The 24,589-nt window shown below is 45.3% G+C and carries 32 protein-coding genes; 23 read left to right on the plus strand and 9 right to left on the minus strand.

Annotation, left to right across the window (positions count from 1 at the left end):
• Window positions 1-53: 53 nt before the first annotated feature.
• The 9 genes from DXN04_RS00775 to DXN04_RS00815 form a co-directional block, all read right to left on the minus strand.
• Window positions 54-1,262, minus strand: a complete 1,209-nt coding sequence (locus DXN04_RS00775) for a DUF3570 domain-containing protein (RefSeq protein WP_116851425.1) — start codon at window positions 1,260-1,262, stop codon at window positions 54-56.
• 235 nt (window positions 1,263-1,497) lie between these two features.
• Window positions 1,498-1,698: a DUF4266 domain-containing protein gene (locus tag DXN04_RS00780; protein ID WP_116851426.1), complete on the minus strand. Its 201-nt coding sequence runs from the start codon at window positions 1,696-1,698 to the stop codon at window positions 1,498-1,500.
• Window positions 1,699-1,700: 2 nt separating this feature from the next.
• Window positions 1,701-2,585 carry an FAD:protein FMN transferase gene (locus DXN04_RS00785; RefSeq protein WP_199414963.1) on the minus strand — a complete coding sequence of 295 codons (885 nt, stop codon included), beginning with the start codon at window positions 2,583-2,585 and terminating at the stop codon, window positions 1,701-1,703.
• Between the two features lie 2 nt (window positions 2,586-2,587).
• Window positions 2,588-3,007: a thioredoxin family protein gene (locus DXN04_RS00790; RefSeq protein WP_116851427.1), complete on the minus strand. Its 420-nt coding sequence runs from the start codon at window positions 3,005-3,007 to the stop codon at window positions 2,588-2,590.
• A 124-nt stretch (window positions 3,008-3,131) separates the two neighbouring features.
• Complete coding sequence (locus DXN04_RS00795) at window positions 3,132-5,642, minus strand: mechanosensitive ion channel family protein (protein ID WP_116851428.1); 2,511 nt, start codon at window positions 5,640-5,642, stop codon at window positions 3,132-3,134.
• Between the two features lie 118 nt (window positions 5,643-5,760).
• The gene (locus tag DXN04_RS00800) at window positions 5,761-6,342 is read right to left on the minus strand and encodes a nitroreductase family protein (RefSeq protein WP_116851429.1); all 582 of its coding nucleotides are present in this window, start codon (window positions 6,340-6,342) and stop codon (window positions 5,761-5,763) included.
• 9 nt (window positions 6,343-6,351) lie between these two features.
• Window positions 6,352-6,792, minus strand: a complete 441-nt coding sequence (locus DXN04_RS00805; protein WP_116851430.1) for a thioesterase family protein — start codon at window positions 6,790-6,792, stop codon at window positions 6,352-6,354.
• A 12-nt stretch (window positions 6,793-6,804) separates the two neighbouring features.
• Entirely contained in the window at window positions 6,805-7,380 is a 576-nt protein-coding gene (rdgB, locus tag DXN04_RS00810; RefSeq protein WP_116851431.1) for an RdgB/HAM1 family non-canonical purine NTP pyrophosphatase, read from the minus strand.
• A 17-nt stretch (window positions 7,381-7,397) separates the two neighbouring features.
• The gene (locus tag DXN04_RS00815; RefSeq protein ID WP_116851432.1) at window positions 7,398-7,895 is read right to left on the minus strand and encodes a hypothetical protein; all 498 of its coding nucleotides are present in this window, start codon (window positions 7,893-7,895) and stop codon (window positions 7,398-7,400) included.
• A gap of 170 nt (window positions 7,896-8,065) precedes the next feature.
• Between DXN04_RS00815 and DXN04_RS00820 the strand changes: the two genes are divergently transcribed.
• The 23 genes from DXN04_RS00820 to rpsH all read left to right on the plus strand — a co-directional run bounded on the left by DXN04_RS00820 (window position 8,066) and on the right by rpsH (window position 24,564).
• Window positions 8,066-9,184, plus strand: a complete 1,119-nt coding sequence (locus DXN04_RS00820) for a branched-chain amino acid aminotransferase (RefSeq protein WP_233525495.1) — start codon at window positions 8,066-8,068, stop codon at window positions 9,182-9,184.
• 326 nt (window positions 9,185-9,510) lie between these two features.
• Window positions 9,511-9,801 (plus strand): hypothetical protein, encoded by a 291-nt coding sequence (locus DXN04_RS00825; protein ID WP_116852388.1) that lies wholly within the window; start codon window positions 9,511-9,513, stop codon window positions 9,799-9,801.
• A gap of 133 nt (window positions 9,802-9,934) precedes the next feature.
• Window positions 9,935-10,315 carry a 30S ribosomal protein S12 gene (rpsL, locus tag DXN04_RS00830; RefSeq protein ID WP_012789278.1) on the plus strand — a complete coding sequence of 127 codons (381 nt, stop codon included), beginning with the start codon at window positions 9,935-9,937 and terminating at the stop codon, window positions 10,313-10,315.
• A 32-nt stretch (window positions 10,316-10,347) separates the two neighbouring features.
• Complete coding sequence (gene rpsG / locus DXN04_RS00835; RefSeq protein ID WP_116851434.1) at window positions 10,348-10,815, plus strand: 30S ribosomal protein S7; 468 nt, start codon at window positions 10,348-10,350, stop codon at window positions 10,813-10,815.
• Window positions 10,816-11,056: 241 nt separating this feature from the next.
• On the plus strand, window positions 11,057-13,201 hold the full coding sequence (gene fusA, locus DXN04_RS00840; RefSeq protein WP_199414964.1) for an elongation factor G: 2,145 nt from the start codon (window positions 11,057-11,059) through the stop codon (window positions 13,199-13,201).
• Between the two features lie 320 nt (window positions 13,202-13,521).
• Window positions 13,522-14,136, plus strand: a complete 615-nt coding sequence (locus tag DXN04_RS00845; protein ID WP_116851436.1) for a polysaccharide deacetylase family protein — start codon at window positions 13,522-13,524, stop codon at window positions 14,134-14,136.
• Window positions 14,137-14,419: 283 nt separating this feature from the next.
• Complete coding sequence (locus DXN04_RS00850; protein ID WP_116852389.1) at window positions 14,420-15,028, plus strand: porin family protein; 609 nt, start codon at window positions 14,420-14,422, stop codon at window positions 15,026-15,028.
• A gap of 1,366 nt (window positions 15,029-16,394) precedes the next feature.
• Window positions 16,395-16,700: a 30S ribosomal protein S10 gene (gene rpsJ / locus DXN04_RS00860; protein WP_012789286.1), complete on the plus strand. Its 306-nt coding sequence runs from the start codon at window positions 16,395-16,397 to the stop codon at window positions 16,698-16,700.
• A gap of 243 nt (window positions 16,701-16,943) precedes the next feature.
• Complete coding sequence (gene rplC / locus DXN04_RS00865) at window positions 16,944-17,561, plus strand: 50S ribosomal protein L3 (RefSeq protein ID WP_116851438.1); 618 nt, start codon at window positions 16,944-16,946, stop codon at window positions 17,559-17,561.
• Window position 17,562: 1 nt separating this feature from the next.
• Window positions 17,563-18,201, plus strand: coding sequence for a 50S ribosomal protein L4 (rplD, locus tag DXN04_RS00870; protein ID WP_116851439.1), 639 nt, complete (start codon window positions 17,563-17,565; stop codon window positions 18,199-18,201).
• A 57-nt stretch (window positions 18,202-18,258) separates the two neighbouring features.
• The gene (gene rplW / locus DXN04_RS00875; protein WP_116851440.1) at window positions 18,259-18,558 is read left to right on the plus strand and encodes a 50S ribosomal protein L23; all 300 of its coding nucleotides are present in this window, start codon (window positions 18,259-18,261) and stop codon (window positions 18,556-18,558) included.
• Window positions 18,559-18,645: 87 nt separating this feature from the next.
• The gene (gene rplB, locus DXN04_RS00880) at window positions 18,646-19,476 is read left to right on the plus strand and encodes a 50S ribosomal protein L2 (protein WP_116851441.1); all 831 of its coding nucleotides are present in this window, start codon (window positions 18,646-18,648) and stop codon (window positions 19,474-19,476) included.
• Window positions 19,477-19,555: 79 nt separating this feature from the next.
• Window positions 19,556-19,822, plus strand: a complete 267-nt coding sequence (gene rpsS / locus DXN04_RS00885; protein WP_072360589.1) for a 30S ribosomal protein S19 — start codon at window positions 19,556-19,558, stop codon at window positions 19,820-19,822.
• A 92-nt stretch (window positions 19,823-19,914) separates the two neighbouring features.
• On the plus strand, window positions 19,915-20,271 hold the full coding sequence (gene rplV, locus DXN04_RS00890) for a 50S ribosomal protein L22 (RefSeq protein ID WP_116851442.1): 357 nt from the start codon (window positions 19,915-19,917) through the stop codon (window positions 20,269-20,271).
• Between the two features lie 43 nt (window positions 20,272-20,314).
• On the plus strand, window positions 20,315-21,118 hold the full coding sequence (rpsC, locus tag DXN04_RS00895; RefSeq protein ID WP_116851443.1) for a 30S ribosomal protein S3: 804 nt from the start codon (window positions 20,315-20,317) through the stop codon (window positions 21,116-21,118).
• A 40-nt stretch (window positions 21,119-21,158) separates the two neighbouring features.
• Window positions 21,159-21,581, plus strand: coding sequence for a 50S ribosomal protein L16 (gene rplP, locus DXN04_RS00900; protein ID WP_116851444.1), 423 nt, complete (start codon window positions 21,159-21,161; stop codon window positions 21,579-21,581).
• A 54-nt stretch (window positions 21,582-21,635) separates the two neighbouring features.
• Complete coding sequence (gene rpmC / locus DXN04_RS00905) at window positions 21,636-21,836, plus strand: 50S ribosomal protein L29 (RefSeq protein WP_072360597.1); 201 nt, start codon at window positions 21,636-21,638, stop codon at window positions 21,834-21,836.
• 64 nt (window positions 21,837-21,900) lie between these two features.
• Entirely contained in the window at window positions 21,901-22,158 is a 258-nt protein-coding gene (gene rpsQ / locus DXN04_RS00910; RefSeq protein ID WP_072360599.1) for a 30S ribosomal protein S17, read from the plus strand.
• Window positions 22,159-22,234: 76 nt separating this feature from the next.
• A complete protein-coding gene (rplN, locus tag DXN04_RS00915; protein ID WP_072360601.1) occupies window positions 22,235-22,603 on the plus strand; it encodes a 50S ribosomal protein L14 in 369 nt (122 codons plus the stop codon).
• Between the two features lie 158 nt (window positions 22,604-22,761).
• A complete protein-coding gene (gene rplX, locus DXN04_RS00920; RefSeq protein ID WP_116851445.1) occupies window positions 22,762-23,100 on the plus strand; it encodes a 50S ribosomal protein L24 in 339 nt (112 codons plus the stop codon).
• Entirely contained in the window at window positions 23,100-23,675 is a 576-nt protein-coding gene (gene rplE / locus DXN04_RS00925) for a 50S ribosomal protein L5 (RefSeq protein ID WP_116851446.1), read from the plus strand. Before rplX ends, rplE begins: the two co-directional genes overlap by 1 nt.
• Window positions 23,676-23,751: 76 nt before the next feature.
• On the plus strand, window positions 23,752-24,021 hold the full coding sequence (rpsN, locus tag DXN04_RS00930; RefSeq protein ID WP_072360607.1) for a 30S ribosomal protein S14: 270 nt from the start codon (window positions 23,752-23,754) through the stop codon (window positions 24,019-24,021).
• 144 nt (window positions 24,022-24,165) lie between these two features.
• Window positions 24,166-24,564: a 30S ribosomal protein S8 gene (gene rpsH / locus DXN04_RS00935; protein ID WP_116851447.1), complete on the plus strand. Its 399-nt coding sequence runs from the start codon at window positions 24,166-24,168 to the stop codon at window positions 24,562-24,564.
• The last annotated feature ends 25 nt before the right edge of the window (window positions 24,565-24,589 follow it).

Genomic DNA, 24,589 nt, shown 5'->3' on the forward strand with positions numbered 1-24,589 from the left:
ATCTTCGCTTTACCAACTGGTACATCATACAGTGTGCCAGATGTAACCATGCCTTAACCCTTACTATGGTAAAGGTCCACCAGGAGTGAGATCATGTGGGCAGACAGTTGATCCGAACGTTTGTAGAAAGCATACCGCAGCCCGATTTCCTTAAATGTATAGTGATGGGATAATTGCCTGAATGGGGTATAACGTACCCCTATGCCCGCTTTGTAACTGCTAAACCGGCTAAGGTCATAGTCGGATGTATAGTAGGTTTCATCCAGCGTATGCGCTTTATAGGGCCTGAAGTATTTTGCTTTTGTCTGGGTATAAACCCGTACCAGTGGCGACAGGGTAAAGGCAGGACTTAATTTTACAGGCATTTCCAGCTGGAAGGTATGACTGCTGATACCGAAATTGTCCTTGTAATACCGGTAGTAGGAGCGGATAATCACATTATTTCCTGTGAAGACGTTCAGCTGTACACCAAGAGGTATTTTCCATCGTTCCCGTGGCAGGTTTTCCACTCTTAGGGTATCATTGTTGAAGTAGATCCTGTGAAAAGGCGTGGATAAGAGGCCTTCCTGGTATACAAATTCAGGGAAGACGGCAAATTGCATGCGCTGGTTGATCACCTGGTAATAAGCAAAGCTGAAGTTGTACGAGGTACGCCTGTAAATGTCGAACCATTGTTTATAACGAAGCTCTTCGGGGTAGACCAGGGTTTCGGGGCTGTAATGATCGGGGTCAAAACGGCCCCAGCGGAGGTCGTCGAAGTAGGCCTGGACCCCCACAGTAAAACGGCGGGTCTGGTCCGTGCTTTCCTTGCTGAAATTTACGCCAACAGGTATGGAGAGGTAGTCTGATTCCAATGATAAGCCGGCATTGATGCCTGCACTTACATGGTGCTTGTTGAAGTTGCGTGTGTAGCCGGTGCTGAGGTGAAAGCGGTTATCGTGGTAAGAGGCGGAGCTCATGACGAAGTCGATCCGGTCAGTAGAGGCGGAGGTGATGACATCGATGCCGAAATCAAGCTGGAAGGTATTGGCTGAATCACGCTGGTGATTGATGGAGACATCGGTGGCGTAGACAGTGAGTGCTTCGGTACCGGTTCCGCCGGTGACGGCGGAGTGATTGCCATCCTGTGTGTAGTAGGATTGCAGCAACTGAATGTCGGTTTTGGAAATGCGCTTCGGGTGATATGCCGTGCTATCGTTTTGTTGCGCTAACCCTGTGATGTAACTCATTAGCAGGGCGGCGGCAATGAAAATTCTTTTCATACATTCTAAGAATTAAATCCATTCGTGTTGGTCTATCAGGTGAATTCAGGTTGCTTGAGTCAATAGGAGTTCTGCAATCGGATCAGGTCAATCAATTTGAACGAGACAATTAAATTCCTTCGATCAAATCCTTTCAATCAAATCTCTTCAATCAAATCTCTTCGATCAAATCCTTTCAATCAAATCCTTTCAATCAAATCCCTTCAATCAAATCCCTTCAATCAAATCTCTTCGATCAATTACATCCACAACCCCCGCTCCCTTGCCCGGTTCCACCTCCACTACTCCCTTCGCGATATGTGTGTACATTCTCATCGAATTTTTCCAGCGTCGATTTCCCTAACTGCATGTTCTGATCATTCAGGTACATCCGCTGGTAAGGTTTTACCGTAGTACAAGCTGTAAGAAACAGCAGAAGTATGCAATACTTGAGCATGATTAATTCATTTTAATATTTGCCGATCTATAAATCTTATTGTCTTCATCTATGAGTATGCAATGCACGTCTGGCAACTGGTTCACGAGGTCCATACCCGCTTTTGTGCCCATTACGGTAACGGCTGTAGCCAGGGCATCAGAAAGTTCTGCGCTGGGACTGATTACGGTGACGCTTTTTATATAAGGTACCGGTAGCCCTTTGCGGGGATCAATATTGTGCGAGTACCTGATTCCATCCTTTTCTACATATTGTTCATAATTGCCGGAGGTGGCGACAGCGGCATTTTTCACAGGCAGCCAGAAAAGCATTTCCCTGCTGTTGTCAGGGTTGGCAATGCCTACTTTCCAGGGTTCGGGTCCCCAGGTACTGAGATCACCGCTGGCATTGATAACCCCACTGCTCACTCCCTGTGCCTGCAGCAGGGCTTTGGCCTTATCAGCTGCGTAACCTTTGCCAATGGCACCAAAGCCGATGGCCATGCCTTGTTTTGAAAGGAATACCTGTTCATCCTGTAGCTGGATATGTTGATAGCCCGTGTTTGCAAGGGCAGTGGCTATTTGTGAAGCTGCCGGCCAGTGAAAGCCCCGTTCTTTAAATTTCCACAATTGTTTTAAAGCGCCGGAGCTGATATCAAAAGCACCCTGTGTAATTTTGCTGAGATGCTGGCAACGCTGAATGAGTTGGAATACTTCGGGGGGCACCTTCACAGGATATACGCCGGCGTTAGTATTGATCTGCGCTGTGATGGAAGTATCATTAAATTCAGTGAGCAGGGTTTCGATGCGTTGTATTTCCTGTACAGCGTTGTGTAGCAGAGCTTCTGTTGTATTGGCGATCAGCTCAAATTCAGAGCCCATGAGGCGGATCTGCAATTTGCTTTGCATGGCTATTGCATGAGCTGTTTAAGTGTGTTGATGAATCTTTCGGGAGTTTCCTGTTTGACAGGTACATTGGCCATGAGTTTCTTCCCGGGGCTGAGGAGTACTACCTGTGGAAAACTTCCTTTGGGGTTGAAGGCAGCAGCCAGGGAATCGTATTGGTCGCGAAGAGGTTGGGCGATCTTTTTTCTTTGTGGGAAGTCCGCTTCGAGGAGTACGAGTTTGTCTTGCGCAAAGCGCAGGAAGCTGCTGTCTGAAAGAATGTTTTTTTCAAATTGAATACAGGGGATGCACCAGTCGGAACCGGAGAACACCAGCATGATGTTACGACCTGATTGCGCGGCTTGCGCAAAGGCCTTGTCAGGGTTTTGCAATACCTGTCCTTTAGCGGAGAATGTACAGATAAGCAGGAATAGGAGGAGTTTCATTCTTAAAATATAGGTTATTGCAAATTTAACTTATCCCGGGGAATTTGGCGCTTCCGGCGGATTTGCTCATGCCAGCCAATTGGTGAGCGGCAGTAAGGCTGTCGCTCACAAAACGCAGAAGTATTTAGGGTTCCGGTGGCTTTGGTGGCTGACCCGGAACCTGTCCTGGAGTCTGAGCCGGTTGCTGCTTCCAAAACATCGGATCCATATTAATCTGCACCTGTTGCGGCGTAGGATGTGCTATCGTAATCCCCGCCTGCTGCAGCGAAGCATAGATCGCCGTCAGCACTGCACTCTTCATACTCCCTGCCTGGCCCAGATCATTAATCCAAAAGAACGCCTGAAAATCCATCGCTCCATCCCTGAAATTACTCAGCAATACCGTCGGCTCCGGAGCAGTCATCACGCCTTCATGCTGTTGCAAACACTGCTTCATTACCTGTATCACCTTATTAATATCCGCACCATACGTTACGCCTACACTGATATCTACCCTTCTCGACCGGTTACTCAATGTCCAGTTCACCAACTGCTGCGCAATCAACTCTCCATTCGGTACAATTACCTCCGATCCGTCTCCCGCCGAAATCCTGCTGGACCGGATGCCTATCTCCTTCACGACCCCTGTGCGGGTACCCAATTCAATCGTATCACCCACTTCTATCGGTTTCTCAAAAGCCAGTATAATCCCCGACACCAGGTTATTCACAATATTCTGCAAGCCGAATCCAATACCTACACCCAGCGCTCCCACTACGATCGCCAGTTTATCCAGCGGAATCCCTGATGCCGCAAAAGCCAGCAATACGCCTGCTCCCAGCACTGCCAGTCTTAACAGCAACATGTAAGATCCCCATCCTTTCCGGGTCGGCACATTATTCCCTGTATATCCAAGGAGAAATGTTAATAACTGGCTTACTACTGAGGAGATCCATATGATCAACAGGAATACAATCACCCCTCCAAAAGTAAAGGTGAAGCTGCCTATCTTTCTTTCGGCTACCAGCATATCTGTCACTATCTCATACAGGGCATCATAGACATACAGGTTCCTGGCTATCAGCATCAGGTATCCCACTGTTGCAATCACATACAGGATGGACTTCAACCTGGCTTTGATATGCTGGTAATCCAGGAAGGACACAAAAGTGCTCGAATGCTTATTTGCCTCGACATGCAGGTAAATCGCCTCCATCAGGATTTCTACGGTAAGCACAATCGCCAGTGACATTGTAATACTCACTACACCTGCTGCACCAAATATCTTAGCCGCCGTCACCCTGGCCAGGATCACGAGTAACAATGACAAGGCACTCATCATTATAAAGATCCACACCGCATGCTTCGCATATTTTGGCAAGGGCAACCTGGTCTGCTCTATACTATGCAGGAGGTAGTATCCTAATATCACCCCCAGGATTGCCCCTGTGAAAATGCCCCATTGCTCCGTAAAGGTGACCTGGATCAACAGGTTATTCACACCATACAAGGCTAACAGCAATACCAGCAGGAACCATCTTCTAAACAAATGTCCCGGAAGGTATTTCTTGATAATAACAGACGCACAAATCACCGCAATCCCCCATGTAATTTCCGTAAATAAGATCGGATACTGGATATTTAACATGGATGACAAGGTTGAGATCAGTAACATGGTCCCTACTACCGGATGCACAATCACATACCTGGTTTGCTGCAGGATGGTTTCCGCTTCCTGTCCCACATGATCTCTCCTGATTCTCCTGATGTTCGCCATCACCCACCACGCGAAGCCTGCTGCCGCCAGCAGCCAGAATATGATCATGGGTCTTCGGATCATAAAAAAGATCTGCAACACATGCAGGTTCTTCGCTAAAGACCGCTTTAACACATAGGGGAACTTCGGTCCCTTTTTTCCCGGCAGGGGCGGTTCCCAGAGATAACTAAAGTCTTTCGTGAACATCCGGGTACTATACTTTGACAACTGGAAGTCCATATCTTCCAGCAGGTTTGTCGATTCCAGGTAACGCTTTGCCACTTTATTCTGCAATAATCCCAGGTAGAGCAGGTTCCGTTTATTCGCGCTATCTACCTGTCTCCATTTGGTGATCAGAGTAGCCATTTGTCCTACATAAATATCCCGCAATTCATCTTCGGCCGGTATATCCCGCATGGTGGTATCCCTTCGCAATTGCTGCAGGGTATCTGTGATGTTCACCAGTTTATCATAGTATCTGAATAACTGACTTTGCCAGTTATCCAGCCGCCATTCCAGCTGTACGAGCAGGACCCTGTTGGTATACAGGTCCATGACATTTGGGGTACTCCCAAGTGCAGTAATATCCCGTTTCACCACGTTGAGCGACGAATCAATGAGGGGGAGCCGTTCACTTATTTCAGTAGTATCCAGTCCGCGTTTCAGGATACTCATTACCTCATTGAGCATGAGGGTATAGTTTTCCAGCCGTGTTATCAGCACAGCTACCGAGGTATCAGAAAGATGGAGTTTGGATTTGCCGGAGGCGCTGTCTTTCACCTGTTGTGAAATGATCTTGCTGAGGGTAGCGCTGTCCAGGGGTTTGGTCGCAGGGGTTTGTGCGTGTAGCAAAGCCACATGACACAAGATGAGCAGGAGTAGCGTTAATCTGGCCTTCATGTATTAGCAGATTAAAAGAATATGGCTTTGAGTGAGTTGTGATCACCCAAAGCCATCAATAAGAATACCGGATTTTATTTTCCCGGGATTTTTTTAGTGGTCCGCAGGCCAGGCTTTTTTATTTCTCCCATTTTATCTTTTCAGACAATGGTTTTAAGCGCCTGCCTTCGGGCATAGGTTCATCGGTATAACCCAGGTAAAAAATACCCAGCACTTTATCTTCTTCGCCCAGTGAAAGATAGTCTTTCATGGCAGGAGAGAAGGTCATACCTCCGGAACCCCAGTAGCCGGCAAGTCCAAGGGCGGTAGCACCCAACCACAGGTTCTGTACTGCGCAGGATACTGCAGCAATCTCTTCAATTTCAGGAATACCTGGTTTGTTACCTCTTTTCATACACAGTACGATTACATGAGAGGCCAGGTCGCCTTGAGTTTTCAGTTTTTCGTAATTGCCCGGTATAAATTTTTCAGGGGCAGTGTTGGCTTTGTACATCTCGGCGTGAGCTGCACAAAAGGTTTTAACGGCATCGCCGCCAAATACCGGGAAGTACCATGGTTCAGTATAACCATGAGTAGGGGCCCAGTCAGCCAGTTCAAGGAGAGCCTGAATTTGTTCGTCCGGAATGCGTTTGCCATTCATAGCAAATGGCTTGATATTCCGGCGCCCGGTGATAATGCTCTTCAATTGCTCAAAGTCCATGCGCGATATTTATTTAACAGGTGAAAGAGTTTGTTTCCACTCTTCGGGCAGGCGGGCTACTTTTCTGGTCTGGTAATCAAAGTAAATCATACCGGATTTCGCTTCTGCGATCAGGATGGTTTTGTCCCCGCGGACAGTGGTAATGCGGTAATAAAGGTCAAAGCCAAAAGGTGTAAAATCATCTGCACCTACAGCGATGTCAAAGATATCGCCGTGGAAGCCTTCTCCTTTGTATACGAGGGCAGCGTCGGCCATGATAAGGCCTGCCTGACCATCTTTGTCCAGTTCACCAAACCCGAAATTGGCAAGGAATCGAAGACGTGCTTCGTGAATGATAGAGAGAATGGCATCGTTACCTACGTGACCGCCATAGTTGATATCCCCAATCCTTACAGGGAGTTGGGTGTGAAAATCCAGTTGTTCGGGAAGCTCAATTTTTACTCTAGCCATTTATTTATATTATCAGTGAGTCTTGAGGAAGGCAATTAGTTGCTGGAATGCTTTGGCCCTGTGGCTGAATACATTTTTGCCGGCCATGTCCATCTCTGCGAATGTGAGATCTGAGCCATCGGGCACGAAGATGGGATCGTAGCCAAAACCTTTGCCGCCCCTGCGTTCGGTCAGGAGAGTGCCGGTGCAGATGCCTTCGAACTGGTATTCTTTATTTTCCAGGATCAGGGAGATGACGGTTCTGAATTGTGCCCGGCGATCGGTTTTGCCCTTCATTTCTGAAAGGGCTTTATCAATATTATCTTCTGAGGATTTATGTTCGCCTGCATACCGGGCGGAGTATACACCGGGTGCACCGTTCAGGGCCAGAATTTCCAGTCCTGAATCTTCAGAGAAGCAGTTTTGCTGTGTCATGTTGTGAATGGTCACAGATTTTTCCCGGGCATTTTCTTCCAGGGTGTCGTGTGGTTCCGGGATATCGATGTCGATACCGGCTTCCTGGAGGGTGATGATCTCGAACGTGTCGCCCAGCATGGAGCGGATTTCCTTTATTTTATTTTCGTTGTTGGTAGCGAATACTAGCTTCATGAATGCAAGTTACAGATTTAAATACCCAGCAGTTGTTTCAGTCCCTGCCACAATCTTCCCTTCATTACCTTATCCTGCGAAATAGGGTAGAGGTCGTCGGAGTGCAGCAGCTGGCAACCGTTGGCGCTGATGACCTGGTAGACGGGAAAATCTTCCAGTCCCATGCTGGCGGGCGGAATGCCAAAAAGTACAGCCTGCTTCATTTTTACTGCTGACTGCCAGGATGTAAAGTCCATGGCAGGGTAATGGGCTATATTTATCAGTGCGATATCCTGCATACCCAGTTTACAGGCATTTAATATATTGGTGAGGAGGTTGAATAATTCTTCATTCAGGTAAGCACCTCCTTCATTTTTTATGAACAGGGCAATGTTTTTTTGATTTTCGCCTAAAAATTTCACGTCCGGAACAGCAGCGGGAGTAGCGGCAACAGGTGCTTTTTTCCCCGGTATGATAGGCTGGGTGTAGATCCTGGCCAGAAAGTACGGGTCCAGCTGTACTTGATCAAAAGACATGCATATATAGTTTAAATTGAATGTAATGGCCCCCTTTGGGGAAAAATTTGCTTTATTTGCATCTGACGGCGAGAGCAAATTTAAGTGTATTCAATTTTAGATGCGCGATTTCCGACTTTAGATTTCGCCAACCTCTTCATACATCCAAAACAATTTAACAGCACTTTATTATGATGGGAGTAGATAAACTAATAGAAAACAAAGTAGGGGAAGAAGCCTTAAAAAAAATTAAGGTGACCCGAACAAAGAAGTCAAGGATTGGGGAAATAGACTTCAATAACCTTATCTTCGGGAAGCAATATGCCGACCATATGTTGGTGGCAGAATTTGATGGGAAAGAGTGGAAGAATGCAGAGATCCTGCCGTTCGGCCACTTGTCGGTGAGTCCTTCCAACGCTGCCTGGCATTATGGGCAGGCTATTTTTGAAGGTATCAAAGCTTACAAAGACCAGGAGGGCAATCCGATGATTTTCCGTCCATACGACAATTACGCACGTTTTAACAGTTCTGCGGAGCGTATGGGGATGCCTGAGGTGCCGGAATGGCTTTTTATAGGCGGAATGGAACTTTTGATTGATCTGGACAGGGATTGGGTACCTACAAATGATGGTTGTTCTTTGTATTTGCGTCCTTTTATGATTGCCGCTGATGAATTTATTGGTGTAAGGCCTTCAGATACGTATAAATTTGTTATTATTAACTCGCCATCCGGTCCGTATTTTAATAAACCTATTAAATTGCTGGTACAGGATAAATATATTCGTGCTTTTCCTGGTGGTGTAGGTGCTGCCAAAGCAGCAGGTAACTATGGTGGGGCGATGTATCCTACCATGCAGGCGCGTAAGCAGGGATACGATCAGATTTTGTGGGTAGATGGCCTGGAATTCAAATACCTGCAGGAATGTGGTACGATGAATGTGTTTGCCATAATTGGTAACACTGCCATAACGCCGGATTTGAATCAAGGCACGATTCTGGCAGGTGTAACCCGCGCTGCTGTGATGTCTGTATTGGAAGATATGGGGCTGACAGTAGAGGAGAGGCCGGTAAGCATTGAGGAGCTGGTAAAGGCGTATGAAGCGGGCACGCTCCGTGAGGTATTTGGTACGGGTACGGCTGCCAGCGTGGCATATGTACAGGAGCTGGATTACAAGGAGCATCAGATCAGGCTGGATCCTTCAAAATACGAGGTAGGAAATGAGTTGCTGGAGAGGCTGGATGCGATCCGTACCGGTAAAGCGGAAGATACCCGTCACTGGAATTACAAAGTAGGAACTTACTCAAAATAGTCTTAGTTGTGTTGAATTGGAAGGCCATCTGCGCGAGTAGATGGTCTTTCTCTTTTATATAGGTACCAGCCGTCATTATTGAAATGACGGCTTTTTTTATGGCTGGAACCTCTGTTCTGTACTAGGACAGAACTACCTTCTAAGGGAGATATTCCGCAGATAACCCGCAGATAACCCGCATATATCCCGCCAATGACCTGCATTCTAAAAGAGGCGGGTTATAGGCGGCTTATCTGCGGGATAGGTATGAGACAGCTACGGGTCGCCTATATTTTTCACTGTTATTTGCGATGGAATCCCCGGTCAATTTTGTACCTTTGCGCCCTATGACCAAGGCTACTTTTATCGCGTCGCTGGATCAGGCCGCCCCTCCTGAGGGGATTTCTCCTTATTTAAAGGCTTTGTGGTGGGATAGAAAAGGTAACTGGCAAAGGGCACATGACATTATCGAACATATGGGAGATGATACTGCTGCCTGGGTACATGCCTACCTCCACAGGAAAGAAGGTGACCGGGGAAACGCCCGGTACTGGTACAGCAGAGCGGGTCGGAGTATGCCGGAATCTACGCTGGACATGGAATGGAGCGAAATTGTCAGGGAACTTAGCGGGAGCTGACAAGGATTTCCTCAAAAAAATGTTCAAAACATTTTGTTATTAACAAGGAGCGTGTTACCTTTGCCCTCCCAAATTCCCATTCTGGGTGATTTGGATGTCATTGTAAACCGACAGAAAAAAAAATCTAGGTAGAATGCCTACTATACAACAATTAGTAAGAAAAGGAAGAGAAATTATCCGGGCTAAGTCCAAGTCCAGGGCTTTAGATAGCTGTCCACAGCGTCGTGGTGTTTGTACCCGTGTGTACACAACCACCCCTAAGAAGCCAAACTCTGCACTGCGTAAGGTTGCAAAGGTGCGTTTGACCAACAAGGTAGAGGTGATTGCTTATATCCCTGGTGAAGGACACAACCTGCAGGAACACTCTATCGTACTGATCCGTGGTGGTAGGGTAAAAGATTTACCGGGTGTACGTTACCACATCGTTCGTGGTAGCCTCGATACTGCTGGTGTGAAAGACAGAAAGCAGAGCCGTTCCAAGTATGGTACCAAAAAGGAAAAGGCTAAGAAATAATTTATTATAACTATTTGAAATTTTCCAAATAAATGAGAAAGCAAGCCGCGAAAAAGATGCCTTTGGCTCCGGATCCTCGCTTTAACGACAAACAGGTTACCCGGTTTGTTAACAACGTGATGGAGCAGGGCAAAAAGAGCATTGCCTTTAGGATATTTTACGATGCGATCGACAGAGTGAGCACTATCACTAATGATAATGGTTACGAAGTGTGGAAGAAAGCGATCGCTAACGTAACTCCTGCCGTAGAAGTTAGAAGCCGTCGTATTGGTGGTGCTACCTTCCAGATCCCTTCTGAGGTTCGTCCTGACAGAAAGATCTCCCTGTCTATGAAATGGTTGATCCGTTATGCAGGTGAAAGGAATGGTAAGAGCATGGCTGAAAAGCTGGCTGCTGAAATCGTAGCTGCTGCTAAAGGTGAAGGTGCTGCTTTCAAAAAGAAAGAAGATACTCACCGTATGGCTGAAGCTAACAAGGCATTCTCCCACTTCAGGATCTAAATCTACTGCCGTTTTACGGTAGATGGTTTATAAAGATATAAGGGAAACATCCTCTGGGCTATACTGGGGGATGTTTTTCCTTTTCTCATATATACCCAATTTTTAAACCTTGTAACCAAAGGGTCCCAAAAGTATTCCGCTGCTGAAATAACAATTTGGCAAAGTTGCCTGTTTTATTTATTAGCAAAAATGAATTACCTTTGCCCCCCAAATTGCATTATTATACAGTCATTTTAATATTATGGCAGACTTAAGATTTCAGAGAAACTTTGGTATTGCGGCGCACATCGATGCGGGTAAAACCACTACCACAGAGCGTATCCTGTACTATACAGGTAAATCCCACAAGATAGGGGAAGTGCACGAAGGTGCAGCCACCATGGACTGGATGGCGCAGGAGCAGGAAAGAGGTATTACCATCACATCTGCTGCTACTACCTGTTTCTGGAAATTCCCAACTACTCAGGGAAAGCTCCAGCCAGATACAAAAGAATATAAATTTAACATCATCGATACTCCAGGTCACGTGGACTTCACCGTTGAGGTAGAGCGTTCCCTGCGTGTACTGGATGGTCTGGTAGCACTGTTCTGCGCTGTATCCGGCGTTGAACCACAGTCTGAAACCGTTTGGCGCCAGGCTAACCGTTACCGTGTACCACGTGTAGGTTTCGTAAACAAAATGGACCGTGCCGGTGCTGACTTCCTGAACGTGGTAAAACAGGTAAAGGAAATGCTGGGTGCTAATCCGGTTCCTTTGATGCTGCCTATCGGTGCTGAAGATACTTTCAAAGGCGTAGTTGACCTGATCACCATGAAGGGTATCATCTGGGACGAAGAAGGTAAGGGTGCTACTTACCAGGAAATCGAAATCCCTGCTGATATGAAGGATGAGGCTGAAGAATGGAGAGCTAAACTCGTAGAAGCTGTAGCTGAATACGATGACAAACTCATGGAGAAATTCTTCGATGATCCTAACACTATTTCTGAAGCTGAAATTCACGAAGCTATCCGTAAAGCAACGATCGATATCGCTATCATCCCAATGCTCTGCGGTTCTTCATTCAAGAATAAAGGTGTACAGAAAATGCTGGATGCCGTATGTCGTTACCTGCCTTCACCAGTAGATATCGAAGCGGTAAAAGGTACTGATCCTGACAATGGTAACGAGATCGAGCGTAAGCCAGATCCAAAAGAACCATTTGCTGCCCTGGCGTTCAAGATCATGACCGATCCTTTCGTAGGTCGTCTGGCATTCTTCCGGGCTTATTCCGGTCACCTGGATGCAGGTTCTTATGTACTGAACACCCGTACCGGTAAGAACGAGCGTATCAGCCGTATCATGCAGATGCACGCCAACAAGCAGAACCCAATCGACTTCATCGAAGCTGGTGATATCGGTGCTGCTGTAGGTTTTAAAGATATCAAAACAGGTGATACCCTGTGCGATGAGAAGAATCCTATCGTACTGGAATCTATGACCTTCCCTGAACCAGTTATCCACATCGCTATCGAGCCTAAAACTCAGGCGGATATGGACAAAATGGGTCTGGCTATCGCTAAACTGGTAGAAGAAGATCCTACCCTGAAAGCTAAAACTGATGAAGAAACCGGCCAGACCGTATTGAGCGGTATGGGTGAGCTTCACCTGGAAATCATCGTTGACCGTATGCGTCGCGAGTTCAAGGTAGAAGTTAACCAGGGTGCACCTCAGGTTGCTTTCAAGGAAGCATTCACACTGAAGGTAGAACACCGTGAGGTTTATAAGAAACAAACTGGTGGTCGCGGTAAATTCGCAGACATCCAGATCGAACTCGGCCCTGCTGATGAGCAATGGCTGAAAGAAAATGAAGGTAAATCCTTCCAGTTCATCAACGATATCTTCGGTGGTTCCATCCCTAAAGAATTCGTTCCTCCGGTACAGAAAGGCTTCGAGTCTGCTATGAACCAGGGTGTACTGGCTGGCTACCCGCTGGATAACCTGAGAGTTCGCCTGTTTGATGGTTCATTCCACCAGGTTGACTCCGATGCAGTATCCTTCGAGTTGGCTGCAAGACAAGCTTTCCGTGAAGCTGGTCGTAAAGCTAAACCAGTGCTGCTGGAACCAATCATGAAAGTAGAAGTTCAGACCCCAGACCAATACATGGGTGACGTAACAGGTGACCTGAACCGTCGTCGTGGTATGCTGGAAGGTATGGAAATGAGAAACGGTGTACAGGTAATCAAAGCTAAAGTACCTCTGAAAGAAATGTTCGGATACGTAACTCAGCTGCGCTCCCTGTCTTCCGGTCGTGCTACTTCCATCATGGAGTTCTCTCACTATTCACCTGCTCCAAATGCTGTTGCTGAAGAAGAAATGGCAAAGGCTAAAGGTAAAGTGAATGCTTAATCATCAATGATTAGTATCTGATTGAAATATGGTCCCGTTCCGGTTTCTCCGGAACGGGACTTTTGTTTGTTGCCGTTTGTAACTTCTATACCTACACTGCGTTCTATTCTTGTCTTGCCTGATAGGGGTTAGGCCTCTTAAATTCCGTTTTTTATAATATTGCTATGACTCATTTTGGGGAAAGGGTAGCCGTTGGCTATTCCTGCCACCAGCAGATTTATTTGGGGGAACTAACGACAAAATGAGTGGCTATCTAATATACATTATCAGAGGGTAGCATACATCCAAAACTGTCTCTATACAAAAGCTGATTTAACCGAATGAATACGCCCCGCATACTGATCAGTATTGATCTGGAAGAACTGCATCTGCACACAGGAAAAGGTAGGGAACTGGGCCTGGAAGAAAGGCTTCAGATGTTCCGAAAGGAATTGGACAATACATTCACTATACTGGACAGGTACCAGGTAAGGGCTACCTTTTTTGTTACAGCCACCTGGGCACAGGCTTTTCCCGACTTTGTGCGTCAGTTATCCCGCAGGCATGAAGTGGCTGCATATGGATTCATGGAAAAGAGGGTCCTGGAGCAGGTCACTGGCAGCCGTATATATGGTTGTCGTATGCCGGCTGGCATAAGGCCTGATTACGGGGCGCTGAAGGCTGCAGGGTACCTGTATCATGCTGGTGGGCAGCAGCTGAGGCCTATGACCATAGAAGGGGGGATTTATGAAATTTATGCAGGGCGGATCCACTCTTTGTGGCATACGAAGCTCTTTTCAGGGCGGCAGGCTGTTATTTCCCTGCGTTTTTCTGTGCAGGAATTTGGAGGTGCTAAGTTTCCTTTACGTTTAAGCAAAGTATTGGAATATCTGCAACGCAAGGGGCAGTTTATGCCTCATATTGAGTGGTTGCAGGAACAACTCAGTGATGAATAGTTGTTATCGATTGCAGTTATAGCCCAGTTTACTATCATTTTCTTTATACTTATTTTGTTCATTTACAGTATATTCGCAACTTTATTGTTGATCTCTGGCACTGAATTTGAAATACCCCATTTGTCCCATCCCAGGCTTATTTATCCTCTTACTGCATCAATAGGCTCAAGTTCCATTAGCAAAAGCGAGACGCAGATCAGATTACATGTATTTTTTTGTTCGATAGGGCACCGCCCAGGTGCTCCGATGGCAAGTATTAATCATAAAAATCAAAAAACTGAACATGAAAAAACTCCAAGGATTAACCCTGGCCCTAATGACGGTATTGTTTTTTAGCACCACGGCAATCGCGCAGACCCAGAAAGGGAACATTTTAATTGGATCTGACATTACGGATCTTGGCTTGAATTTTCAGAAGGAGAGTACCCAGTTTAATTTTAATCTCAATCCCAAGGCTGCCTGGTTTATCAGTGATGGGCTGGCAGTGGGTGGTTATTTAAATTTCGGGCTGGCTACCAGTAATGGGGCTGGTTCAGATGTCAGTTATGGTATTGGTGCATTGGCGCGTTATTACCCTACGGACAAGAATGTGCAGAAGCTGGAGTTTTCCAAACGTGCGAGGTTCTTTGTAGAGGGGAATGCGGGTTTTGGTGGTACTAATCCGGCGAGTGGTGCTTCTACGAATGGGGTAGAGCTGGGTGTTGGTCCTGGTATTTCTTACTTTTTAACGCCAAATGTAGCGTTGGAGACATTGTTGAAGTACAACATCATAATAGGTGGTGGTAATTCTACCACGGCGCAGCAATTGAATCTGGGAGTAGGGTTCCAGATTTTCCTGCCGGGATCGAGGGCGAAGGAGATTTACAGGGAGGAGAAGGCTAACATGAAATAGACATTTGAACAATAAAAGGAGGGCTGCTTGCGGATCAGATGGGTCTGTGGGTGGCCCTTTTATGTTTTGAACGGTTTGAATGAACTGCTTGATAATGAATAGAATGAATGGATGAAATAAGAGGGGTGACTATTATCTTTATATAAGAAGATGTCGCCATGGGCGCGTTTGCTGGGATTGCCGAAAACCAGTTTGAAAATAGAGTAGGCGTTTACCCTCTGAAAAACTAAGATTATGACCGCAACTATTCTTGCAGCGCTGACTAAGTTTTTGTATACGTTGTTCGGTAGCCTGTAATTCCCCGAAACAATATTACAAGCTGTAGGGTCCCGGTTGTAACCGGGGCCTTTTTTTATGTGGGGAAGATGTGGGGGAAATACTGAACGAAATTTACTGAATAGAATGCACTGAACTAATTGAAAATGAATGAAATGAACGATTGTGTTTTTATTTCTACTCATTAATTTTAGGATATGGGATTGCCGAAAACCATTAACAGAGTAGGTGTAACCAGTGAAAAATCAAAGCCATGGATCTGCTGAACCAATTATTGGCAACAATCGTAGCATTGTTGAATTCTCTGCTGGGTGGTCTGTAATTTATCGGGCACCTGATTCCACGGAAAATGTACAACGCAACAAAAGGCATTTTCCAACTTATTGCCTTCCTGGTGAGAGCCGGGGAGGCTTTTTTGATAATGAACGGGCTGTCTCATCGGTGTGGGCGTGTGTTTGCGGGGGAATGGGGCGGGTTCAGGAGTAGTGGGGCGAAAAAAATGAACGGTCGATTTTTGCTCACTGAACGAAATGAACAGATGCCTGAAAATGAATGAAATGAACCATTACAAATTGATCCTCTGCGGCTAATTTTAGCTCAATGTTCCTTGTGTGAGGGGCATTTGGGATTGCCGAAAACCAAGTAACAGAGTAGGCATAACCTTATGAAAAGCCTTCAAAAACATCTATGGATTTATTGAACCAGGTATTGGCTTTAGTTCTTGGTCTGATTCAGCGTTTGTTGGGTAAGTTACCTCTCTGAAGCTGACAGGTTAAGAAATATTGCTTATTGCATTCCCAGACAGGACTTGCTGCCGGTTTCCCGGCGGCTTGTTTTTTTTTAGGGGGAATGTGTATTGGGGGAGCTGAGGCTGGTGCTGTGCCAATTTTCATTTAAATAACTATATTACAGCCGATTACCGCCCTTTCCTATAGTTTTACACAAATTAACATTTGCCTCAAACCCGCCTTCATTCTACATTTCGGTAAAATTTCCCATTATTTTTCCCCGATTTTGTTGGGGAATACAAAAATACTGATTACCTTTGCCCTCCCAAATTGTAAGGGTAAAAAGTAGAAGTTCATTGCATATGTCTCAGAGAATTAGAATCAAGCTGAAGTCCTACGATCATAATCTGGTAGATAAATCTGCTGAGAAGATCGTTAAAACAGTGCGTAACACTGGTGCCGTGGTAACAGGTCCAATTCCTTTACCAACTGAAAAGAAAATTTTTACGGTGCTGCGTTCACCACACGTTAACAAGAAAGCTCGTGAGCAGTTCCAGTTGTGCACACACAAGCGCTTACTGGATATCTACACTAGTTCTTCCAGGACTGTAGACGCGCTGAGTAAGTTAGATCTGCCTTCTGGGGTAGAAGTAGAAATCAAAGCGTAGGACATCAGCAGGAAGGCAAAAGGCCTCCCTGTTTCGATTTAATCTTATGACTGCTGTTTTGCTGGCAGTGAGGTTTTTTCATAGGATCTCACAGGGGAAAGATATCTCCGTTTGTCAGAGTGTAAACGCCACAATTAAAATATAGGTCACGCCTTCTGGGTGGCCGCCCAATAAAGCATTTAAACCGCCTATCCTGGGGATAGCTAGATCCACCCCCAGGCGCTGGGTATAATATATAATAACATGAAAGGTATTATTGGCAAAAAGATCGGCATGACCAGCATCTTCGAACCGAATGGTAAGCAGACTGCTGTGACCATCATCGAAGCCGGTCCGTGCGTAGTAACTCAGGTGAAAACTCAGGAAACTGACGGTTACAACGCAATTCAGGTAGCATTTGGCGAGAAAAAAGAAAAGAACGCTACCAAAGCACAAATCAATCACTTCGCGAAAGCAAGCACCTCCCCCAAACGATTTGTAAAAGAGTTCCGCAACCCGGATATACAAAAAGCTCTTGGTGAAACCATTACCACCGAAATATTTGCAGAAGGAGAAACAATTGACGTAGTCGGTACCTCCAAAGGTAAAGGCTTCCAGGGTGTTGTTAAACGCCATGGATTCAGCGGTGTGGGCGAAGCTACACACGGTCAGCACGACAGAAGCAGGGCTCCTGGTTCCGTGGGTGGATCATCTTATCCTTCCCGCGTATTCAAGGGTATGCGTATGGCTGGTCAGACTGGTAACGAGCAGGTGAAAGTAAAAGGCCTGAAAATCGTTAAAATTTTCGCTGAGAAAAATTATATCCTGGTAAGTGGTTCCGTTCCCGGCCACATTGGTTCAATCGTTTTAATCCAGAAGTAATATGCAACTTGATATTTTAAATATAGAAGGTAAGAAAACCGGAAGAACAATTGAGCTTCCTGAAGAGATTTTCGGAGTGGAGCCTAACAACCACGTGATCTACCTGGCTGTTAAACAATACCTCGCTGCTCAGCGTCAGGGTACCCACAAGGTAAAGACCCGTGCTGAAGTAAAAGGTGCTTCCCGTAAACTTCACAAACAAAAAGGTACTGGTGGTTCCCGTAAAGGTAACATCCGTAACCCACTGTATAAAGGTGGTGGTACCATCTTCGGTCCAAAACCACACAAGTATGACATTAAGCTGAACAGAAAAGTAAAGGATCTCGCTAAGATTTCTGCACTGTCTGTAAAAGCGAAAGAAAACAGCATCATCGTTCTGGAAGATCTGAACCTGGCTACTCCTAAAACTTCACAGTTTGCTGGTATCCTGGAGAAACTGAACGTAAATGTAAATGGCCGTAAGACTTTGGTTGTACTGCCAGAATACAATGATAATGTATACCTGTCTCTGCGTAACATTCCTACAGTAGATAGCGTAATGCTGAGCGATATCAATACTTATGATATCATGAACAGCAATACCCTGATCATCACTGAGAGTGCTGCTAAAATCTTCACTGAAGAGCCGGTAGAAGCTTAATTGTCAAATTTAAATCACACAGCTGGCAGGCCCGCCTGTCACTCAAAGCGATAAAAGATGAAACTTTCAGACGTTTTAATCAGACCGGTAGTAAGTGAAAAAGTGAACAAAGCCACTGATAAATTCAACCGTTACTACTTCATCGTAGACAAGAAATCCAATAAACTGGAAATCAAGAAGGCAGTTGAAGAATTCTATGGCGTTGCAGTAGCAGAAGTGAATACTGCCGTTATGCCTGGTAAAAGCAAATTCCGCTTTACCAAAGCTGGTTTCATTGCTGGTAAGAAACCTTCTTACAAGAAAGCAATTGTAACCCTGGCTGCAGGAGAATCTATAGATCTGTATGCTAACATATAGTGCTCATTGCTGTGGAAACGCAGCATGATGGATGTATATGCAGATCACATTTATAAATAAAGCAACTAGTTAAACAATTACTAGATCATGGCACTGAAGAAATTTAAACCGATGACAGCCGGTACCCGTTGGAAAATTGGCAACGCGTTCGCTGAGCTGACCACGGATACTCCTGAGAAGAGCCTGCTGGAGGCTAAGTCCAAAACCGGCGGTAGAAACGTACAGGGTAGAAGATCTATGCGCTACATCGGTGGTGGACACAAGCAACATTACCGTATCATAGACTTCAAACGTGATAAACATAGTATTCCTGCTACTGTAAAGAGCATCGAGTACGATCCAAACCGTAGCGCATTCATCGCCCTGCTGAGCTATGCAGATGGTGAAAAACGTTACATCCTGGCTCCACAGGGTTTACAGGTTGGTGCAACCGTTCTGAGCGGCCCTGATGCAGCTCCGGAAGTTGGTAACGCACTGATTCTGAAAAACATGCCACTGGGTACCGTTATCCACAATATCGAACTGCAGCCTGGTAAAGGTGGTGCAATCGCTAGAAGTGCGGGTACTTATGCACAGCTGAGCAACAAGGAAGAAAAATATGCCGTACTGAAAATGCCTTCCGGTGAGCTGCGTAAAGTGCTGATCACTTGTGCTGCAACTGTAGGTACAGTTTCTAACTCTGACCACGCACTGCAATCAATTGGTAAAGCAGGTGCTAACCGTTGGAGAGGTATCAAGCCTCGTAACCGTGGTGTGGCCATGAACCCTGTAGATCACCCAATGGGTGGTGGTGAAGGTAGATCTTCCGGAGGTCACCCAAGATCCAGAACAGGTAAATATGCGAAAGGTCTGAAGACTCGTAAGCTGAAGAGCTCCGATAAACTGATCATCAGCAGGAAAAACGGCAAAAAATTATAATTCATAAAGCTTGAACCAGTTCCGCTTCGGGCGGATAGCCAGAAGCGGAACGGTTAAAGTAGAATAAAAATAAACAGACATGGGTCGTTCCATTAGAAAAGGTCCTTACGTTGACCAGAAATTAGGAAAGAAAGTAGATAAAATGAATGAAGGCACCAAACGTACAGTAATTAAGACCTGGAGCCGTCGTTCTACCATCACACCTGATTTTGTGGGCCATACATTTGCGGTACACAATGGTAACAAGTTCATCCCGGTATACGTTACCGAGTTTATGGTAGGTCATAAACTGGGCGAATTTGCACCAACCCGCAACTTTAAAGGACACGCTAACAAGAAAATGTAGTCATTCGTTTGAAGTTTTAAGCTCGAGGTTTGCTGCGTGAAACACCTCGAACCCCGGACTTCGGACCTCAAACACTCAAATTTATAATAACAATGGAAGCAGTAGCTAAGCTTAATAATAATCCAACATCTACCCGCAAAATGCGTCTGCTCGCAGACCTGATCCGTGGTATGGAAGTTGAGAAAGCGCTGAATGTTTTAAAGTTCCATCCTAAGCACCCAAGTGTACCTCTGGAAAAACTGCTGTTATCAGCTGTTGCTAACTGGAAAGTGAAGAATGAAGGTGTACGCGTTGAAGATGCGAATCTGATCGTTAAAACCATCTTCGTTGATGGCGGTCGTATCCTGAAAAGAATGCGTCCAGCTCCGCAGGGTAGAGGTTACCGTGTTCGTAAAAGAAGCAACCACGTAACCATTGCAGTAGACAGCAAAGTAGCGGAAGCGAAATAATTGAAACTTAAACTATTTATCTAATAGACAAATAAACCAGAACATGGGTCAGAAAACAAATCCTATTGGTAACAGGTTAGGTATCATCAGAGGTTGGGACTCTAATTGGTATGGCGGCAAGAAAGATTTTGCTACCAAACTGATCGAAGATAACAAGATCAGAACTTACCTGAATGCCCGTATCAATAAAGGTGGCATTTCCAGGGTAGTGATCGAGAGAACTTTAGGTAAACTGATCATCACCATCCATACATCTAAACCTGGTATCATCATAGGTAAAGGTGGTGGAGAGGTAGACCGCATCAAAGAAGAAATTAAGAAACTGACTTCTAAAGAAGACGTACAGATCAACATCCTGGAGATCCGTCGTCCTGAAATAGATGCCAATATCGTAGCTGAAACCATCGCTAAGCAGATTGAAAGCCGTATCAACTACAAACGTGCTATCAAGATGGCGATTGCTACTGCAATGAGAATGGGTGCTGAAGGTATCAAGATTAAAGTAGGTGGTCGTCTGGGTGGTGCTGAAATCGCACGTTCAGAAGAGATGAAGCAAGGTCGTGTACCTTTGCACACCTTCCGTATGGATATCGACTATTCTTCTCTGTACGCACAGACAGTATACGGTAAGATCGGTATCAAAGTATGGATCTGTAAAGGTGAAGTACTGGGTGAGCGCGATCTGAATCCTAATGCTATTTCCGGTAAGGATGGCGAAGGCCGCACTGGTGGTGAAGGTCATGGTCATCGTGGTGGTGAGAGAAGAGGTGGTGGCGACAGAAGAGGTGGCGATAACCGCGGCGGCGACAGAAGAGGTGGAGATAACCGTGGAGGTGGCCGTAGATAATCTTTTTAACAATTAACATTAACATTTAACATAAAATAAGATGTTACAGCCCAAGAGAACGAAACACAGGAAGATGCATAAAGGCCGCATCAAGGGGAACGCAAAACGTGGTGCGGAAATCTCCTTTGGTAGTTTCGGCTTGAAAGCATTAGAACCTAAGTGGATCACAGACAGGCAGATCGAAGCTGCCCGTGTGGCTCTGACAAGAGCAATGAAACGTGAGGGTAACGTGTGGATCCGTATATTCCCAGACAAATCCATTACTGCCAAACCTTTGGAAGTGAGAATGGGTAAAGGTAAAGGTGCTCCTGACCATTGGGCTGCTGTAGTTAAGCCAGGTCGTATGTTGTTCGAAGCGGACGGCGTACCTCTGGAAGTAGCTAAAGCTGCAATGGAGCTGGCTGCACAGAAACTGCCTATTAAAGTGAAATTTGTAGTACGTCGCGATTACGCTGAAGCTTAATAGCCAAAGCAAACGGGATAAACTATAAACGATAAACCAGAAATAATAAATACAATGGCAAACGAAAAGCTGGATCTGAAAGGTTTAAGCGAACAGGAGCTGAAAGAGAAAATCTCCGAAGAGCAATTACGCCTGAAGAAAATTACATTCAGTCACGCAATTACGCCAATTGAGAATCCAATGAGCATCCGCTCTCTCAGGCGTCAGATCGCACAGCTGAAAACTGAGCTGCGCAAAAGAGAACTGGGCTTCTAAGCCTTAAAAATAAATTCATTCATCGGTCCGAAAGGAACGGTCTGGATAATAAATACTTTCAACAATGAGCGAAAGAAAATTAAGAAAAACCAGAATTGGTGTCGTTTCCAGCAACAAGATGGAAAAAACAATCAGCGTTAGCGTTGAGCGTAAAGTAAAGCACCCAATCTATGGTAAATTCGTAAAAAAGACCACCAAGTTCATGGCTCATGATGAGCAGAACCAGTGCAGCATCGGCGATACCGTTAGAATAATGGAAACCCGCCCGCTGAGCAAGAACAAGTGCTGGAGATTGGTAGAGGTGATCGAAAAAGTAAAATAATCTATTATTGTTTCAAGCTGCATGCAGCGACCCTGGGTGCAGCCGCTGACTAAACAAATACAAATCTTATAAAAAGATGATACAACAAGAATCAAGGCTGAATGTAGCTGATAACAGTGGTGCCAAAGAAGTACTGTGTATTAGAGTGTTAGGCAACTCCGGCCAGGACTACGCAAAAGTAGGCGATAAGATCGTCGTAACCGTAAAAGACGCGATCGCTGGCGGTGGTGTGAAAAAAGGTACTGTGCACAAAGCAGTTATCGTAAGAACTAAAAACAAGCTGCGCCGTAAAGACGGATCTTATATCCGTTTCGACGATAATGCCGTTGTATTACTGAACAACTCTGACGAGCCACGCGGTACCCGTATCTTCGGACCAGTTGCCCGTGAGCTGCGCGATAAGGGATACATGAAGATTATCTCTCTGGCTCCCGAAGTATTGTAAAGATATTGATGCGTCCGCTGAAAGCATAAAGCAAAAAGTAAAAAAACCTTATTGCTTTGTGCTTTCAACTTATATGCATATCTTTGCAGCCCGTTTCTAAAACGAATATTAATCAAGCGAAACCGGTGTTTCGCTTGGCGTTTATAAATAAACAAATAATGAAAACGAGATTCAAGCCTAAGTTCAACATTAAGAAAGGCGACACCGTAGTAGTGATTGCCGGCGATGATAAGGACAGGACCAAGCCCCGCAAGGTGCTGGAAGTGATCCCTGACAAGGCGCGCGTACTGGTAGAAGGTGTGAACATCATCACCAAACATACCAAACCAACTGCTCAGAACACCAAAGGTGGTATCGTTAAGCAGGAAGCTCCTATCGCCATTTCTAATGTAATGTTGTGGGATGCTAAGGCTGGTAAACCTACCAAGGTAAACAGACAGCGTGAAAACGGTAAATTAGTTCGTATCGCTAAAAAATCAGGGGAGGTAATTAAATAATGGCAAACACTACATATACACCCAGACTGCAGACTAAATATCGCACTGAAGTTATTAGTGCGCTGCAAAAGAAATTCAACTACAAAAGCGTAATGCAGGTACCTCGCCTGGTAAAGATCTGTCTGAACCAGGGTATCAACGGCGCTGTAGGTGATAAGAAACTGGTAGATATTGCTGTAGATGAAATGACCCGTATCTCCGGTCAGAAAGCGATCGCTACTTTATCTAAGAAGGATATTTCCAATTTCAAACTCAGAAAGAATATGCCAATCGGTGCCCGTGTGACACTGCGTGGTTATAACATGTATGAGTTCCTGGATCGTCTGATCTCCGTATCACTGCCTCGCGTACGTGACTTCAAGGGTATCAATGAAAAAGCTTTCGATGGCCGCGGTAACTATACCCTGGGTATCAACGAGCAGATCATCTTCCCTGAGATCGACATCGATAAAGTAACAAAGATCTCCGGTATGGATATCACTTTCGTTACTACGGCTACAACCAACGAAGAAGCTTACGAGCTCCTGAAAGAACTGGGTATGCCGTTCAAGAACATCAGAAAAGATCAACAATAATATTTGATCTCAAATTCCAAATCCCTTTGGGTTTTGGAATTTGACATTTATAAACTGGAATTTTAAACACTAACTAATGGCAAGAGAATCCATTAAGGCTAGACAGAGGAAGAGAGAAGCGCTGGTTGCTAAGTTCGCAGAAAAACGTGCTGCCCTCAAAGCTGAAGGTAACTACGAAGCACTGGATCAGCTGCCTAGAAACGCTTCACCTGTTCGCCTGCACAACAGATGTCAGCTTTCCGGTCGTCCAAAAGGTTACATGCGTCATTTCGGCCTTTGCCGTAATATGTTCCGTGACCTGGCACTGGCTGGTAAAATCCCTGGCGTAAGAAAAGCTAGCTGGTAATTACAGCACACGGGACCGGACAATTATCCCCCGACGAATAGTAATTGTCCTTTTTTCCCTTTTTATATTCGTTAAAGATCTTGATTTTCCTATCTATTACTGATTGGATATCGCATTGTAAAAGTTGTTAAATTATTAAGAACAATGGTTACTGATCCAATAGCAGACTTCCTGACCAGAATCCGGAATGCGCAAATGGCCAACCACAGGATTGTGGAAATTCCTGCCTCTAAGCTGAAAAAACGTATCACTGAGATACTGTACGACAAAGGTTATATCCTGAAGTACAAATTTGAAGAAGACAACAAACAGGGTGTAATCAAAATCGCTCTGAAGTATGATCCTCAGACTAAAGTACCTGCAATCACTGATCTGCAGCGTATCAGCCGTCCAGGTCTTCGTCAATATTCCAAACCTGCTGACTTCAAACGTATCAAGAATGGTCTGGGTATCGCTATCGTGTCTACATCTAAAGGTGTAATGACTGATAAAGAAGCGAAAACACAGAACGTGGGTGGCGAAGTTGTTTGCTACGTTTACTAATATATTAAGGTCCGCACAGGACCTT

The sequence above is a fragment of the Chitinophaga silvisoli genome, assembly GCF_003412465.1.
Taxonomy (GTDB): domain Bacteria; phylum Bacteroidota; class Bacteroidia; order Chitinophagales; family Chitinophagaceae; genus Chitinophaga; species Chitinophaga silvisoli.